The sequence below is a fragment of the Roseixanthobacter pseudopolyaromaticivorans genome (assembly GCF_043195145.2).
Lineage (GTDB): Bacteria > Pseudomonadota > Alphaproteobacteria > Rhizobiales > Xanthobacteraceae > NCEH01.
The window spans coordinates 480,632-495,617 of the sequence record NZ_CM195539.1 but is presented as its reverse complement, the minus strand read 5'-3'; the positions used below and the strand labels follow the sequence as shown (position 1 = coordinate 495,617).

The 14,986-nt window shown below is 63.7% G+C and carries 16 protein-coding genes; 7 read left to right on the top strand and 9 right to left on the bottom strand.

Translation table 11 applies throughout. The features are described 5' to 3' along the window. Nucleotide 1 precedes the first annotated feature (1 nt). Together V5F68_RS02290 and V5F68_RS02285 are read left to right on the top strand one after the other, a co-directional pair. Entirely contained in the window at nt 2-1,129 is a 1,128-nt protein-coding gene (locus V5F68_RS02290; RefSeq protein WP_348846595.1) for an ABC transporter substrate-binding protein, read from the top strand. Continuing rightward, nucleotides 1,126-2,262, top strand: coding sequence for an ABC transporter ATP-binding protein (locus tag V5F68_RS02285; protein WP_394014657.1), 1,137 nt, complete (start codon nt 1,126-1,128; stop codon nt 2,260-2,262). The genes V5F68_RS02290 and V5F68_RS02285 overlap by 4 nt, the downstream gene beginning before the upstream one ends. Before the next feature lie 10 nt (nt 2,263-2,272). Here V5F68_RS02285 and V5F68_RS02280 read toward each other — a convergent pair whose 3' ends face one another. Then, the gene (locus tag V5F68_RS02280) at nt 2,273-3,082 is read right to left on the bottom strand and encodes an aldolase (protein ID WP_394014658.1); all 810 of its coding nucleotides are present in this window, start codon (nt 3,080-3,082) and stop codon (nt 2,273-2,275) included. Between the two features lie 267 nt (nt 3,083-3,349). Between V5F68_RS02280 and V5F68_RS02275 the strand changes: the two genes are divergently transcribed. Then, the gene (locus V5F68_RS02275) at nt 3,350-4,036 is read left to right on the top strand and encodes a GntR family transcriptional regulator (RefSeq protein WP_394014659.1); all 687 of its coding nucleotides are present in this window, start codon (nt 3,350-3,352) and stop codon (nt 4,034-4,036) included. Nucleotides 4,037-4,411: 375 nt separating this feature from the next. After that, the gene (locus tag V5F68_RS02270) at nt 4,412-5,392 is read left to right on the top strand and encodes an aldo/keto reductase (protein ID WP_394014660.1); all 981 of its coding nucleotides are present in this window, start codon (nt 4,412-4,414) and stop codon (nt 5,390-5,392) included. Between the two features lie 45 nt (nt 5,393-5,437). Here the strand turns inward: V5F68_RS02270 and wrbA are convergent, their stop codons facing one another. Further along, entirely contained in the window at nt 5,438-6,037 is a 600-nt protein-coding gene (wrbA, locus tag V5F68_RS02265) for an NAD(P)H:quinone oxidoreductase (protein ID WP_394014661.1), read from the bottom strand. Nucleotides 6,038-6,226: 189 nt separating this feature from the next. Here wrbA and V5F68_RS02260 point away from each other — a divergent pair, with 189 nt between their 5' ends. Then, nucleotides 6,227-7,123, top strand: a complete 897-nt coding sequence (locus tag V5F68_RS02260) for a LysR family transcriptional regulator (protein ID WP_394014662.1) — start codon at nt 6,227-6,229, stop codon at nt 7,121-7,123. Nucleotides 7,124-7,182: 59 nt separating this feature from the next. On the opposite strand, the gene V5F68_RS02255 is transcribed toward V5F68_RS02260, so the two are convergent. Then, complete coding sequence (locus V5F68_RS02255; RefSeq protein WP_394014663.1) at nt 7,183-8,874, bottom strand: SulP family inorganic anion transporter; 1,692 nt, start codon at nt 8,872-8,874, stop codon at nt 7,183-7,185. A 409-nt stretch (nt 8,875-9,283) separates the two neighbouring features. On the opposite strand from V5F68_RS02255, the gene V5F68_RS02250 reads away from it, so the two are divergent. Both V5F68_RS02250 and V5F68_RS02245 read left to right on the top strand, forming a co-directional pair. Beyond that, on the top strand, nt 9,284-9,967 hold the full coding sequence (locus V5F68_RS02250; RefSeq protein ID WP_394014807.1) for a cold-shock protein: 684 nt from the start codon (nt 9,284-9,286) through the stop codon (nt 9,965-9,967). Between the two features lie 47 nt (nt 9,968-10,014). Further along, the gene (locus V5F68_RS02245; protein WP_394014664.1) at nt 10,015-10,260 is read left to right on the top strand and encodes a hypothetical protein; all 246 of its coding nucleotides are present in this window, start codon (nt 10,015-10,017) and stop codon (nt 10,258-10,260) included. 246 nt (nt 10,261-10,506) lie between these two features. Here V5F68_RS02245 and yihA read toward each other — a convergent pair whose 3' ends face one another. From yihA to rpmH, 6 genes are all read right to left on the bottom strand, one after another. Next, nucleotides 10,507-11,163 (bottom strand): ribosome biogenesis GTP-binding protein YihA/YsxC, encoded by a 657-nt coding sequence (gene yihA, locus V5F68_RS02240; RefSeq protein WP_394014665.1) that lies wholly within the window; start codon nt 11,161-11,163, stop codon nt 10,507-10,509. A gap of 54 nt (nt 11,164-11,217) precedes the next feature. Next, complete coding sequence (locus V5F68_RS02235) at nt 11,218-11,736, bottom strand: cytochrome b/b6 domain-containing protein (protein ID WP_509274655.1); 519 nt, start codon at nt 11,734-11,736, stop codon at nt 11,218-11,220. Between the two features lie 47 nt (nt 11,737-11,783). Continuing rightward, nucleotides 11,784-12,281, bottom strand: a complete 498-nt coding sequence (locus V5F68_RS02230; RefSeq protein ID WP_394014667.1) for a YceI family protein — start codon at nt 12,279-12,281, stop codon at nt 11,784-11,786. Nucleotides 12,282-12,508: 227 nt separating this feature from the next. Then, entirely contained in the window at nt 12,509-14,350 is a 1,842-nt protein-coding gene (gene yidC, locus V5F68_RS02225) for a membrane protein insertase YidC (protein ID WP_394014668.1), read from the bottom strand. Next, a complete protein-coding gene (rnpA, locus tag V5F68_RS02220) occupies nt 14,347-14,727 on the bottom strand; it encodes a ribonuclease P protein component (RefSeq protein ID WP_394014669.1) in 381 nt (126 codons plus the stop codon). Before rnpA ends, yidC begins: the two co-directional genes overlap by 4 nt. A gap of 24 nt (nt 14,728-14,751) precedes the next feature. Next, nucleotides 14,752-14,886, bottom strand: a complete 135-nt coding sequence (gene rpmH / locus V5F68_RS02215) for a 50S ribosomal protein L34 (protein WP_348846609.1) — start codon at nt 14,884-14,886, stop codon at nt 14,752-14,754. Between the last annotated feature and the right edge of the window lie 100 nt (nt 14,887-14,986).

Genomic DNA, 14,986 nt, shown 5'->3' with positions numbered 1-14,986 from the left:
AATGACCGATCACGGCAAGACTTCCGAACCGCCGGCCTATGCCCTGGCGCGGCGAGAAATTCTCAAGGGTGCCGGCGCGCTGGGGGCACTCGGCGTGCTCGGGATTCCGGGTGCGGCCCTGGCGCAGAGCGCGGCGAAGCCGATTGAGACTTTGGGGATCGGCGCGCTGTTCACGCCCGCTCTGAAGCCAATCGTCGAGAAAGAGGCCAACGTCAGCCTCTCGAACGGGGCGTTTCAATCTTCAGTCGATGCGGTTTCGCGCCTGACTGCCCCCGGCGGGACCCAATATGATCTCATCATCTCGTCCTTCGACTTTTCCCAGCCCGTGGTCATGGGGTTGAAAGCCGGCGACGAGCGAACCCAGCCGATCAAGACGGAGCTGGTTCCGAACATCAAGAACATCAATGAAGTGTCGCAATATGCCCTCAGCCCGAGGGACGGCAAATATTACATCGTCCCAATCTGCTGGGGCTTCGACACGGTGCTCTACAATAAGGATCACGTGCCGGAGAACGATCCCTACACTCAATCCTGGAGCCTCTTGTTCGAGGACAAATACGCTGGCCGCATCGCTTGGTGGGATACCTCGCTGAACATGCTGCTGGCGGCCGGTCTCTATCTGGGCCACGCCAAGCCCGACCTGATGGACCGCAAGGACCTGGACGAGGTGGCGAAGTTCCTCATCTCGAAAAAGAAGAATGTGCGCACCATCTTCACCACGTTCGCGCAGGGCACCAACCTGCTGGCGAGCGGCGAAGTGGTCGTCGCCTACGGCCTCGTGACCATGCGCGTGGAACTGGAGCAGAAGGGCGTCAACATCGCCGGCTCCTGGGCCAAGGAGGGCGTCCTCTCGCTGATCCAGAGCGGCTACATCCCGAAAAGCTCCACCCGCGCCGACACCGCCAACACGGTGATCAACACCATGCTGGACACCACCTATGCCGGCGCCCTCACCCGCGCCTGCGGCTATCTTTCGACCTCCAAGCTTGCCCAGCAGGAGTTCACGCCCGAAGAGCGCAAGCGCTACGGCTTCGGCATGTTCGACGGCACGGTGAAGCATTATCCGCAGAAGATGCCGCCCAACATGAACATGTGGATCGAAACCTGGTCGCGGGTGAAAAGCGCATGACCATCGCCATGGCCACCACCAGCCGCGCCAGCCCGACCGCTCCCCCGCCCGGCACGGAGGGGAGCCCTTGTGCTGTCTCGATCAAGGGCATTGCCCGGGTGTTCGCGGGAATTAAAGCGCTCGATCACGTTTCCCTGGATATCCGGCAGGGAGAATTCTTTTCCCTGCTCGGCCCCTCCGGCTGCGGCAAGACCACGTTGCTGCGGATTATCGCAGGATTCGAGATGCCCACCGACGGCGACCTGCACATCAATGGCCGCAGCGTGCTCGCCCTGGAGCCGTACGACCGTCGCACCAATATGGTGTTTCAACATGGCGCTCTGTTTCCGCACCTCAATGTGGCGCAGAACATCGCCTTCGGCCTCGAGATGAAGCGGGTCGCGGTGGCCGAGGTCCGCAAACGCGTGAACGAGGCCCTGGAACTGGTGCGCCTCGGCGGCTACGGCCAGCGGCGCATCGAGCAGCTCTCCGGCGGCCAGCGCCAACGCATCGCCCTGGCGCGCGCACTGGTCAACAAGCCGGAAGTGCTGTTGCTGGACGAGCCGCTCAGCGCCCTCGACCTGCAATTGCGCCTGCAGATGCAGGACGAACTGCGCCGCCTCCAGCGTGAAACCGGCGGCACTTTCGTGTTCGTTACCCATGACCAGGGCGAGGCGATCACCATGTCGGACCGCCTCGCTGTCATGCAGAGCGGCCAAGTGCTCCAGGTGGGAACTCCGCGCGAGGTCTACGAACGTCCCGCCCGGCGTTTCGTCGCCGAATTCATGGGCCATTCCAACTTCTTCCACGGCAGGGTGACACGCGCCCATACCGGTCGCGCGGACGTCTCGTGCGGCGGCTTCGGCATCGGGGGGCGCGCCCCGCAGGATATCCAGGCCGGCGACGAAGTGCTGGTCGCCCTGCGCTTCGAAAAGGTGGAACTCACCCCATCAAGCGGCCCGGCCACCCTCCACGATGGCACAGTCGTCGAGGAAATCTACATGGGCGCAACGGTGAGGCGCAGCGTCCGGATCGGCGATGGCCTCATCCTGGTGTCGGAGGCTTCCAATACTCAAGCCGCGCCAGACCTCGGCGTCGGGTGCCGGGTGCACGTCGGCTGGGCGGCCGATGCACCGAGCGTGCTCAAGGATTGAGACGAACGGCTCAGGTCCGGTAGGCTACTTCCTCGCGGTCCAGGGTGCGCTTGATGCTTTCGAGATGAAGCCGTCCAGATTCCGCATCGCCCGCCCGCATCTGCCGGGCGGCCGCCTCGGCGATCTCGGGCACCACCGGCAGCAGCTTGCGACCAGTGGAGAGCGCAAGGCACTGCACCTGGCAGGCCCGCTCCAGATAATAAAGATCGTCCCACGCCTCCGCGATGGTGCGGCCGAGAACCATGACGCCGTGGTTGCGCATGAAGATGATGTCGGCATCCCCGGTCGCGCCGGCGATGCGGTCGCCTTCTGCATTGTCGAGCGCGAGGCCGTTGTAATGCTCGTCGACCTTGGTGCGGCCGTAGAATTTCAGGGCCGTCTGGCCGGCGAATACCAGCGGGTCACCCTCGGTCATGCTAAGCGCCGTGGCATAGGGCATGTGGGTATGGAAGGCGGCGCGGGCGCGCGGCACCTTCAGGTGCATACGGGCATGGATAAAGAAGGCCGTTGCCTCAGGCGTACCTTCGCCCGAAATCACGTTGCCCTCGAAATCGCAGATCAGCAGGTGTGATGCGGTGAGCTCGCTGAAAGCAAAGCCATAGGGGTTAACGATGAAAAGATCGTCATATCCCGGCACCACACAGGAGAAATGGTTGCAGATGCCCTCTTCCATGCCCAGCCGCGCGGCGAAACGGAAGCATGCGGCGAGATCGACTTTCGCATTCCACACCTCGGCGCTATCCAATGCCGGACGATGGAGAGATCGTGCCTCAGCTGCGAGACATGCCGGTGCGGGGGTGGAACCGAGCGAATGGGCCATAGGCACTCCTGGCGACGCCGTTCCAAGATTGATGTGGAACGCAAGGGCGGGAACAGCGGTCAAATATCAAACGCACCTGAAATCCGGCATGCCAAGGTTGAACGGCGCCGCTCTCGCTGGCGCTGCCGACCCAAGGCCTCGAACCGAAGATATTGTCGATTGTCGGCAATCGATTGATTGTTGTCAATTGTGGCAAGTGGAATCACACGCTATTTTCACGTCGCAATGAAAGCTGCCGGCAGGTCTGGCGGCAGGGGAGATGCTTCGATGGCGGTTGCGCGCAAAGCGATTGTAAAGATGCCCGTCGAAGCCCAGGCGACAGAAGCACTGCGCCAGGACATCGTTTCTGGCGCCCTCAAGGCCGGCGAGCGGCTCACGGAAATGAAGCTGGCTGCGGATCTCGGGCTATCCCGCGCGACCATCCGCACCGCGCTGCATCAACTCGCGAAGGAAGGCCTCATCGTCCAAACGCCATATACCGGCTGGGCTGTGGTTAGCCTCACCGCGCAAAATGCATGGGAATTGTACACGCTGCGTTCGGCGCTTGAGGGGCTCGCGGCACGGCTCGCCAACGAAGCCATGAATGCAGCGGGCCGCAAAACCCTCGCGAGCGCCTTCTCCCGCCTTACCGAAGCCTGCGGGCGGGGGGATGCAGATGCCATCGCGGACGCCGACTTCTCGCTTCACAAGACCATCATTTCCCTCGCCGGCCATTCGCGGCTTGAGTTGCAATACCGCATCGTCGAGCAGCAGGTGAAAATGTACATCCGCTGCAGCGACGAACTGGTCACGCACCCGGCGGAGATCGTCGAGCAGCACCGCTCGATCGTGGAGTCCATTCTCAGCGGGACACCGGACGAGGCTGCCCGCGCATCCGAGAATCACAATCTCCAGGAAGGCAAAATCCTGGTCGGCCGCATCGAGCAATCGGTGGATTTCCCCCAGGCTGTGTGAGGCCATTTCCAGCGCTCCGCGGTCACGCTAACGCCCGATGCGGCCCGTTGGATCGCGCTGTGATCTGGAAGAGGATCTCCCTGCACCGGGTCGAGCGAGGCTGACCTTGCGCGAAGCGAGATACCGGGCGAAGCATTCACCGTAGTCGTTGCTCCTTTTGGGAGGAGCGATTAATACCGCCATTGCGATCTTGGATCATCCGCGCAGTCGGCCATGCTTTTTAGAAGCCCCTCCCCTCCCCCGATCTCGGCAAGCCCCCGGTGCGCGGACGCTCGAACGGCGGGCCTTTCACGATGATCCCGAACTCGCGGCCAATCTATTCGCATCACCGCCCATAGGGTTTGGAAACGCCTTGTGGCGCATAGGAGCGGCACCATGGACTATGTAAAACTCGGACGCACGGGGCTTGAAGTCTCGCGGCTGGCCCTCGGCTGCATGACCTACGGTGCGCCCGATCGCGGCAACCACGCCTGGACGATGAACGAGGAGCAGAGCCGCCCGCTGATCAAGCAGGCGCTGGAACTCGGCATTACATTCCTCGACACGGCGAACACCTATTCCGACGGCCATTCGGAAGAGATCGTAGGGCGCGCGATCAAGGACTTCACGCGCCGCGAAGACGTGGTGCTCGCCACCAAGGTCTATAACCGCATGCGGCCCGGGCCCAATGGTGCCGGCCTCTCACGTAAGGCGATCTTCGACGAGATCGATTCCAGCCTGCGCCGCCTCGGCACGGATTATGTGGATCTCTACCAGATCCACCGCTGGGACTACACGACACCCATCGAGGAGACCTTGGAGGCGCTGCACGACATCGTGAAAGCGGGCAAGGCGCGCTATATCGGCGCCTCGTCGATGCATGCCTGGCAATTCTCGAAAGCACTCTACACCTCCCGGGCGAACGGTTGGACGCAGTTCGTCAGCATGCAGGACCATTTGAACCTGCTGTATCGGGAAGAAGAGCGGGAAATGCTGCCGCTGTGCGCGGATCAGGGCATCGCTGTCATTCCCTGGAGCCCGCTGGCGCGCGGCCGGCTGACTCGCTCATGGGACGAAACCAGCGAGCGCCAGGAAAGTGACGCGGTGGGCAAGAATCTCTATGCCCACACCGCCCAGGCCGACAAACAGGTGGTCGAAGCGGTCGAAGCCATCGCGGAGGCGCGCGGCGTTCCCCGCGCCCAGATCGCGCTCGCCTGGCTCGCGCAAAAGAAGGGCGTGACCGCGCCCATCATCGGCGCGTCCAAGCCGAACCATCTCACGGACGCGGTGGCGGCACTGTCGCTCGCTCTCACCGACGCAGAAATCGCGGCGCTCGAAGCGCCCTACGTGCCCCACCGGGTGGCCGGGTTCCAATAGTCTGCCAATAGAGGGAGCGGCCGGTTCGGCCGCCCCCTCAGTGTGTCAGCCGAACAGCTTGGCCGCGGTCTTGGCGACGATCTCGCCCTGGTGGCGGGCGCCGGCAAGGTCGATCTCGGAGGGCTGGCGCGAGCCGTCCCCGGCCGCGATCGTGGTCGCACCATAGGGCGCGCCGCCGACGATCTCGTCGACGCTCATCTGGCCCTGGTGGCTATAGGGCAGACCGACCACCACCATACCGAAATGCAGAAGATTGGTGATGATGGAGAACAAGGTGGTTTCCTGGCCGCCATGCTGGGTCGCGGTGGAAACGAAGGCAGCGCCCACCTTGCCGTTCAGCGCACCGCGCATCCATAGGCCGCCGGCTTGATCCAGGAACGCCGCAAGCTGCGACGACATGCGGCCGAAACGCGTGCCCGTGCCGATAATGATCGCGTCATAATGCTCGAGATCGGCGATGCTGGCGACCGGGGCTGCCTGATCGAGCTTGAAATGCGCGCCCTTAGCGATCTCTTCCGGCACGGTCTCGGGAACGCGCTTCACGTCCACTTGGGCGCCCGCGGCGCGAGCCCCTTCGGCCACGGCGTTGGCCATGGTCTCGATATGGCCGTATGACGAATAATACAGAACCAGAACCTTAGCCATTTCGGCCTCCGAAAGCGCACATGCGGCCATCGCCGCGGAAAGAGGCCGCACATTCGCACCTCAAAACATCTGGATCTAGCCGAATAATCTGAACGATAATGATCGAAATTTTCGAATAGTTCGCATTCTGACCGCCACGGCCCAGGCCGCCATCTGCCAACGTCTCTTCCGGATTCCTGGACGCCGCCCATGGCCGACCCCGGCACCCCCACTTTCGATCAACTGGCGGTGTTCCTTGCCGTGGTGGAAACCGGCAGCTTCGCCGGCGCTGCGCGCAAGCTCGGCAGGGCCACGTCGGTCATCAGCTATTCCATCGCCAATCTGGAAGCCCAACTCGGCGTCTCGCTGTTCGACCGCGACACGACCAAGAAGCCGAGGCTCACGGACGCCGGCCGCACCGTGCTCGGCGAAGCACGCTCGCTGGCCAATGGCGTGCATGCGCTCCGCGCCAAGGTGAAGGGCCTGCTGCACGGGCTGGAGCCCGAAATTCATCTCGCGCTTGACGTGATGCTGCCTGCCGCGCGGGTGGTGGATGCGCTGAAGGCATTCAACGAGGCTTTCCCTACGGTCACGCTGCGCCTTTATGTGGAAGCGCTCGGCGCCGTGACACAGATGGTCCTCAATCGACAGGCGAGCATCGGCGTGAGCGGCCCACTCGACTTCGGTCTCGACGGGCTTGAGCGCATCGGCATCGGCGCGGTTGAACTTGTGCCCGTCGCGGCCCCGGGTCACCCTTTGGCGCGGGAAGCGCCAAACCCGCCCGGCGCGGGGCGAGACCATGTTCAACTCGTGCTGACCGACCGCTCCCCTTTCACAGAGGGCATGGACCTCGGCGTCATCGGCACTCGCACGTGGCGCCTGGCCGATCTCGGCGCGAAGCACACCTTGCTGCGCGAGGGTATCGGCTGGGGGAACATGCCCCTACCCCTCGTGCAGGAAGATCTGGACTCGGGCCGGTTGGTGAAGCTGGACATGCCGGACGCACAGGGCGCGCCCTATGCGCTCCAGGCAATCTATCGCAGCGACACACCGCCGGGCCCCGCGGGCGCCTGGCTCATCGCCCGGTTTGAAAACCAGCCGAAGTGATTTCGCGCGCAACCTGCTCGTCGCAATGATAGTGCGCGGCGCGTATCTTCAGCCCGGCATCACGCGGCGGCCGCCAGCGGCTGCGACAGGGCAAGCGCCGTCTCGAAATCCTTTGCCCAGCGCACGGCTTCGCCATCCGGCGCAAGACCCATGCGACGCAACACCTGTTCGGTCTGTGGCGCCAGCCCGCACAGGATCACCTGCGTTCCGCTGTGTCGGCAGCGCCGGACAAACTCGACAACCGCACCGACGCCCGTGGCGTCGATCATCGGGACCTCTTCCATACCCAGGATAAAGACGCGCGGCATCTGGCCGATCTGGTCCAGCACCTCGGAAAGGTGCGCCGCAGCGCCGAAAAACAGCGGGCCGCTGACATCGAACGCCTCAACGCCCGGCGGCAGCAGCGCCCGCACGTCGTCCTCGCCCTCGTCCCCGTTGGAGACCACCTCGACGCGGGTCATTGCCGCCATGCGATGCATGAAGATGACCGCCGCCAGCACCACGCCCACCGCGATCGCCACCGTGAGATCCACCGCCACCGTCAGCGTCAGGGTGGAGAGCAGCAGCAGACGGTCGCCGATGGGGGCGCTCATGAGATGGCGGATCTTGCCGATCTCGCTCATGTTCCAGGCCACCACCATGAGGATCGCGGCCAGGCTCGCCAAGGGCACGTAAACCGCGAGCGGCGCGAGCAGCAGCATGACCGCCAGCACGAACACCGCGTGCATCACGCCCGAAACCGGCGTGCGTGCGCCGGCGCGGATATTTGTGGCCGTGCGCGCGATGGCTCCCGTCGCCGGCAGGCCGCCGAATAAAGCGGAGGCGGTATTGGCGAGCCCCTGCGCCACCAGTTCCGCATTGGGACGGTGGCGCCCACCGGTCATCCCGTCCGCCACCACGGCGGAGAGCAGACTCTCGACCCCTGCGAGGAAGGCGATGGTCAAGGAACTCGGCAGCAGATCGCGAATGCGGTCAAATGTGATCGCCGGGAAGCTCGGAGCCGGCAGTGCGCCGGAGATCCCGCCGAAGCGGGAGCCGATGGTATCCACCGGCAAATGAAGAAACATCACCGCGAGCGAGCCCAGCAGCACCACGATCAGGAAGCCCGGAGCCTTGGGCGCCACGCGCCGCAGCACCAGGATAAGGGCGAGTGCGCCAATGGACAGGACGGCGGTGGCGAGCGAGACGGTGGGCGCCGCCGCAATCAGCGCTTCCCACTGGCCGATAAACTCCGCCGGCAGATGGGCAATGGTGAGCCCGAAGAAATCCTTCACCTGGCTGGAGAAGATGATCACCGCGATGCCGGCGGTGAATCCCGTCACCACCGGCTCGGGGATATAGCGCATGAAATTGCCGAGCCGGGCGAAGCCCGCCACCATCAGAATAATGCCGGCCATGAGCGTCGCGATGATGAGCCCGTCATAGCCGTGGGCGGCGATCACATTTGCCACCACCACCACGAACGCACCGGTGGGGCCGCCGATCTGGTAGCGACTGCCGCCAAAGGCCGAGATAATGAAGCCCGCAACGACGACGGTGATGAGGCCCTTGTCCGGGCTAGCTCCGGAGGCGATGGCGAGCGCCATCGCCAGCGGCAGCGCAACGATCGCCACTGTGAGGCCCGAAACCGCATCGGCTCGCAGGTCGCTAAATCGGTATCCCTGAGCCAGGGCGGTGAAGATCTTGGGAACGAAGCCCTGTCTCTGGGATCGCCGTCCCTGGCCGGGAACGGGCCCTGCCATATCGGTCATCTCGTCTTCCCCATATCGGCCCCGGTGCCGGCATGCGGAAAAACAAGCGCACGCGCAGCGTGGAATCAGGGCAAAAGCCGAACCCGTCTCGGCCTGCGAACGTGAGCCAGACAGGAACACGGCTCCCTAGCACTAAGTTTGCGCGCTGTGGGGTAAACATTCATGTACCAAATCGTCACAGAAGTGTGTTAGTGTTTAGAATGCCGATTTGTAGCGCGCATCTAGAACGGTTCGTGAAGCAATTTGGCTGTGTCCATTAGGCTGCGAGGCGAGAAACGGGTAGCGGACTTGAGGGTGTTTTGAAACTTCTTTTGAGTTGTTCCAAAACGTGTTCAGCACGCATCAGCAAGTTTAGCAATGGTGGATGGCCCTAGCCAGTATTGGCGACCTGACCTCAACGGAAATACACATGAGCCGTAACCGAGACTTCCGAGAGCCGCGCCGTCGTGGCTTTGATGACGACTTCGCCGCCCCGCCGCGCAGCAGTTTTGGAGGGGGCGACCGCCCCTTTTCTTCGCCGAGCAGCAGCTTCAGTGCTCCGGCTCCGTCTGGTCCGCCAATCGACGCCACCGTCAAGTGGTTCAACCCTGAGAAGGGCTTCGGCTTCGTCGAGCTCTCCGACGGTTCCGGCGACGTGTTCCTGCATGCCCGGGCCCTTGAGGCCGCGGGCCAGGAAAGCGTTCCTCCGGGTTCCAAGCTGAGCGTTCGCGTCGGCCAGGGCCAGAAGGGCCGTCAGGTCACGGAAGTGCTCGAAGTCGACACCTCGACCGCCGAGGCAGCCCCTCCCCGCCGTGAACGCACGGGCGGTTTTGGTGGCGCGCCCCGTTCGGGCGGCTTCGGCGCTGGCGCCGGCGCTGGCCCGCGTGCGGCTTCCGGCCCGACCGAAGAGCGTGTCGGCACCGTGAAGTGGTACAATCCCGATAAGGGCTTCGGCTTCATCGCCGTCGAAGGCGGCGGCAAGGACGTGTTCGTCCACGTCACCGTCGTGTCCCGCTCCGGCCTTGCCGATCTGGCCGAAGGCCAGCGCGTCGTGGTGCAGGTGGGTCAGGGCCCCAAGGGTCCTGAAGCCCGCGGCATCGAAGTCGCCGATTAATCACAGAATTTGGGGCGGGATTTCCCGCCTCGCTTCTCGAGACGGGCGTGGCCTCTGAGGTCGCGCCCGTTGTCGCTTATGACAAGGGATATAGCGTTAAAATGGCGCAGCAAGCCGAGGCAGACCTCCAGGGCCTCCTCGATAAATTGAAGACAGCCCAGCGCGAGCTTCTCCTCAATGCCGCTCGGTCCTCAACTTTTCCCTCGGATGGAGCGCTTCGCAAAATTTCCGAGATGGAAGGCGCAATCGCCGCGACCGAAGCACTTCTGCAGGAAACCGCGCCCAGGCGTTGATTGGGGTCAGACAGGGTAGGACAATCGGCCACCGATTGTCCCACGGGCGCGGACTTTAAGACCGAGGGCCTTTCCTGCGCCTGATTAGCCGACATGCGCGAGCGCTAGGGTTCTCAAAAGCCGCGCCTCGACGCCACCCCAAACTCTGGTTTCTGCGATCGCGCGGGCAAGTCCAAGCTCATTCCGGCCGGGCACGCGCCTCTATTCAGCTCGTGCGCTATGCGGCCCAAGCCGGAGGCCATTGCCTCAGCTCGCCCGCTCCACCAGCAGCTTCGCCACGGCGCCCCGCAATTCCGGGAGGCCCGCGCCCGTGTGGCTGGACGTCGCAAAGACGTGCGGATAGGCCGCCGGCCGCTTGCGAATCTTCGCCTCGGTCTCCGCGAGGCGCTCCGGGAAAGCGCTGGGCTTCACTTGGTCCACCTTGGTGAGCACGATGGCGTAGGACACCGCCGCCTTATCCAGCAGGTTCAGCACATCCTCGTCCACCGGCTTGATGCCGTGGCGCGCATCGATCAGCACGAACACCCGCGCCAGATTCACCCGCCCGCGCAGATAGTCGAGGATGGTCTGCGTCCAGGCCTCGACCTTCTCCTTGGGCGCCTTGGCGAAGCCGTAGCCCGGCATGTCCACCATGGTGAGCTGCGGGCCCACGCGGAAGAAGATCAGCTCCTGCGTGCGCCCAGGGGTGACCGAGGTCCGGGCCAGCGTCTTGCGGCCTGTGAGCGCATTGACGAGGCTGGACTTGCCCACATTGGAGCGGCCCGCAAAGGCAATTTCGAGCCCCAGCATGGGCGGCAGGAATTCCACCGTCGGGGCGGCGGTGAGGAAATTCCATTCTGCGGCGAAAAGAAGCCGCCCCTGTTCCAGGAGTTGCGCGTCCAGGTCTGTCGAAGGCTCGGTCATGCACGGCTTATCCGCTGGACTGGCGCGTTTCGCAAGTCTCGCGGGCTCCCCCGGTCACAGCCCCATGCGCTGCAGGGTAGCGTCGCGATCCACAAACCGATGCTTCAGCGCCCCGGCGATATGCAGGGCGAGCGCCGCGATCAACATATAGGCGAGAACCGCATGCAGCAGGCTGACTTTCGCATACAGATCCGCATTCGGCGCCACGAGATCGGGCAAGGTGAAAAGATTGAACGGCCGGGTCGGCAGATGGAGCGGCGATGAGGACACCACAAGCCAGCCGGTAAGTGGCAGCCCCACCATCAGCACATAAAACAGGATGTGCACGACGCGCGCCGCCGCCTCCTGCAGTCTCGCATAGCCACCCACCGCCGGCGTGCCTTGGGGTGGCACCGTGACAAACCTTAGCGCAAGACGCAGAGCCACCAGCGGAAGCACCAGCACGCCGAGGGATTTGTGCCATTGATACAGGGCGAAGGTTTGGCCGAGATCGAACGTGCCATAGGCCATGGCCAACCCGAGCCCGAGCAGACCGACCAGCAGCGCCGCCATCACCCAATGCAGCCACCGCATCGCCGCGGGCCATCGCTGCGCAGGCGTCGCTGAGGTCGCATCCGCAGTCATCGCGCTGCGACCTGCGCATAGACGGTGATGCGCACGTCATCCGACACCAGCGGCAGGCCGCCGGTCATACCAAAATCCGAGCGATGGATGGCCCCTTCAACCTGGAAGGCGAAGCCGTCGCGACTGCCAGCATGGTGCTCGGCGACATTCACATCGAACGCTTGCTCGCGAGTGACACCCAGCAGCGTCAGATTGCCCACCACCTCCACGGTCTTGTCGTCGAGCTTGCGCACGCGGGTGGAGACAAAGGTGATGTCGGGAAAGCGGGCTGAATCCAGGAATCCGGGGCCGCGAACATAATCGTCCAAGGCGGGCGCCTGGGTATCCAGCGAACTGGACCCGACGCGGAACATCACCTTGCTGCGCGAGGGCATGTCGAAATCGATATTGAGGTCGGCCGAGAATTTGCGGAAGACGCCTTTGGTGACCGGATAGCCCTTGGCGCCCACCTCGAAGCCGATCCGCGTGGCCGAGGGATCCACGGCAAAGGCCACGGGCGCCGCGGCCGCTGGCGCTGCACACAGCAAAAGAACGGCACATCCAAGAACCCGCAGCATCGTCATGTCCTTCATCTGAGAAGGACGGACCATACCTGTGCGATGTGCAGATCTAAGGCGGAGCCGTGCCTTTGTACGTGTCACCCATCAAACGTGAGTGAAGCGCCCCACCGTCAGGTGGCGCGCTTCAAATTTCACACGAAACGATGCCTGAAACTGCAACGTTATCCTTTGGCCGGCGCCTTCTTCTTGAAGACGCCTCGGATATTGTCCCAGAGTTCGATCTTGACGCCATTGCGCTTCATGATCGCCGTCTGCTGGAGCACCGAAAGCGTGTTGTTCCAGGCCCAATAAATCACCAGCCCGGCGGCGAAATGCGCCAGCATGAAGGTGAAGATGATCGGCATGTAGTTGAAGATCATCTGCTGGGTCGGGTCCGGGGGCGCCGGGTTCAGCTTCATCTGCACCCACATGGTCACGCCCATGATGAGCGGCCAAGCGCCGAGCATCAGATAGGAGCCGATCACCGGCACGCTGCTGGGGTCCCAGGGGATCAAGCCAAACAGGTTGAACACGGTCGTGGGGTCAGGCGCGGACAGATCGCGAATCCAGCCGAAGAACGGCGCGTGCCGCATCTCGATGGTCACGAACAGCACCTTGTAGAGCGCGAAGAAGACCGGGATCTGGATCACGATCGGCAGGCAGCCCGCGATCGGATTGATCTTCTCCTTCTTGTACAGCTCCATGGTGGCTTGCTGCTGTTTGACTTTGTCGTCCGCGAAACGTTCGCGAATGGCGACCATCTCGGGCTGCAAGGCCTTCATCTTGGCCATGGAGGTGTAGGATTTGTTCGCCAGGGGGAAGAAGATCCCCTTCAGCATCACCGTGACGATCAGGATCGCGACGCCGAAGTTGCCGACCACGTGGAAGATCCAGTCGATCACCTGGAAGAGCGGCTTGGTGATGAAATAGAACCAGCCCCAGTCGATCAGGCGGTCGAAGCGGTCGATGCTGTAGCGCGTGGCATAGCCGTCCACCACCGCAACGACCTTGGCGCCAGCAAACAGGCGGGACTGCGACGCCACCGTCGTGCCGGGCTCGATGGTCTTCGCGGCGGCGAGATAATCGGCCTGGAACGTCGGGACATTGCCGACCGTCGAGGTGGAGAAGCGGGCGTCCACCGCCACGCTCTGATCGGGAATAACGGTCGCGGCCCAATATTTGTCGGTGATGCCGAGCCAGCCGCCGGTGGATTTAAACAGGTTCGGCTTGGCCGCATCCATCTTGGCGTAGGTGACTTCCTGCAAGCCGGCATCGCCGAGCACGCCGATCAGGCCTTCGTGCAGGATGTAGAAGCCCTGGGTGTGAGGAATGCCGTGCCGCGACACCAGTGCGTAGGGATAGAGCGTCACGGCGGCGGCGGCGTTGTTCACCACCTCGTCCTTCACCGTGAACATGTAGAATTCGTCGATCGTGAAGGTGCGCTTGAAGATCAAGCCCTGGCCATTGTCATAGGTCAGCACCAGGGGCGCATTGGGCGTCAAGGTCGCGCCGGCGGGGGCGGTCCACACCGTGTCCGGGCCAGGCAGCGCGACCGAAGCGCCGGGCGCGGAGGTCCAGCCGAATTCCGCATAGAAGGGGTTCGGCGCGCCGGAGGGTGAGAGCAGCACGATGATGGGGCTGCTGGGATCCACCGTCTCATGATATTCGGCGAGCGAAATATCGTCGGCGCGGCCGCCCTTCAGGGAGATGGATCCCTTCACGCGCGGCGTGTCGATGGCCACGCGGGGGGAGAGGGCGAGCGCTTGCTCACGCGTCAGTGCCCGGCCGGGTGCGCCGGCCGCGTGACTCGCCGGCGGGGTCACGCCATCGGGGCCAGGGGTGGCCGAGGCGGCGGGAGTCTGGCTTTGCTGTTCGGTCTGCTGCTGCGCCTGCTGGAGCACGCGCTGCTGCTCGGCTGCCTGCCGCTGTTTCTCCGCCTGCGGAATGCCGATGAAATATTGCCAGCCGAGGAGGATCGCCAGGGACAAGCCGATGGCGATGAACATATTGCGATTGTCGGTCATGCCGGGCGGGCTCCGTCGGCGGGGGCGGACGTTTCTTTGGTTCTTGGCTTTCCGGCGCCATGCAGCCGGGACACGGCGCGCTCAAGGTCGCGCACCAGATCCGGAAAGGGCGCGTGCAAGGCGTGCAGCCGCGCCACCATCACATAATCGAAGCCCGGGCGGGCCTTTGCCGACAACACCTGCCGCGCCACTTCCCGCAGTCGGCGGCGGATGCGGTTGCGCACGACGGCATTGCCAACCTTCTTGGTCACCGTCAGGCCGATACGGGCTTCGCCCTGATCCCTGCGGTCACGCCCCTGCAACAGGAAGCCCGCGACACCGGCACGTTCTGCCTTTGCCGCGGCTAGAAAATCACGCCGCTTGAGGAGCCGATCCAAGATGAACAGCTCCGCAGGCGCAAATCACGCCGAAAGGCGCTTACGGCCATGTGCCCGACGGGCAGCGATGATCTTGCGGCCATTCATCGTCGCCATGCGCGCACGGAAGCCGTGCCGACGCTTGCGCACGAGCTTGCTCGGTTGGTAGGTGCGCTTCACGGTTCTTGTCTCCGGAGTTTTGACGGCGACATCCGCAATCCTGAACCCTTTCCATCGGCCGAAGCCTTTGGTGTCCGCCCGATATCAATCGGGTATAAGA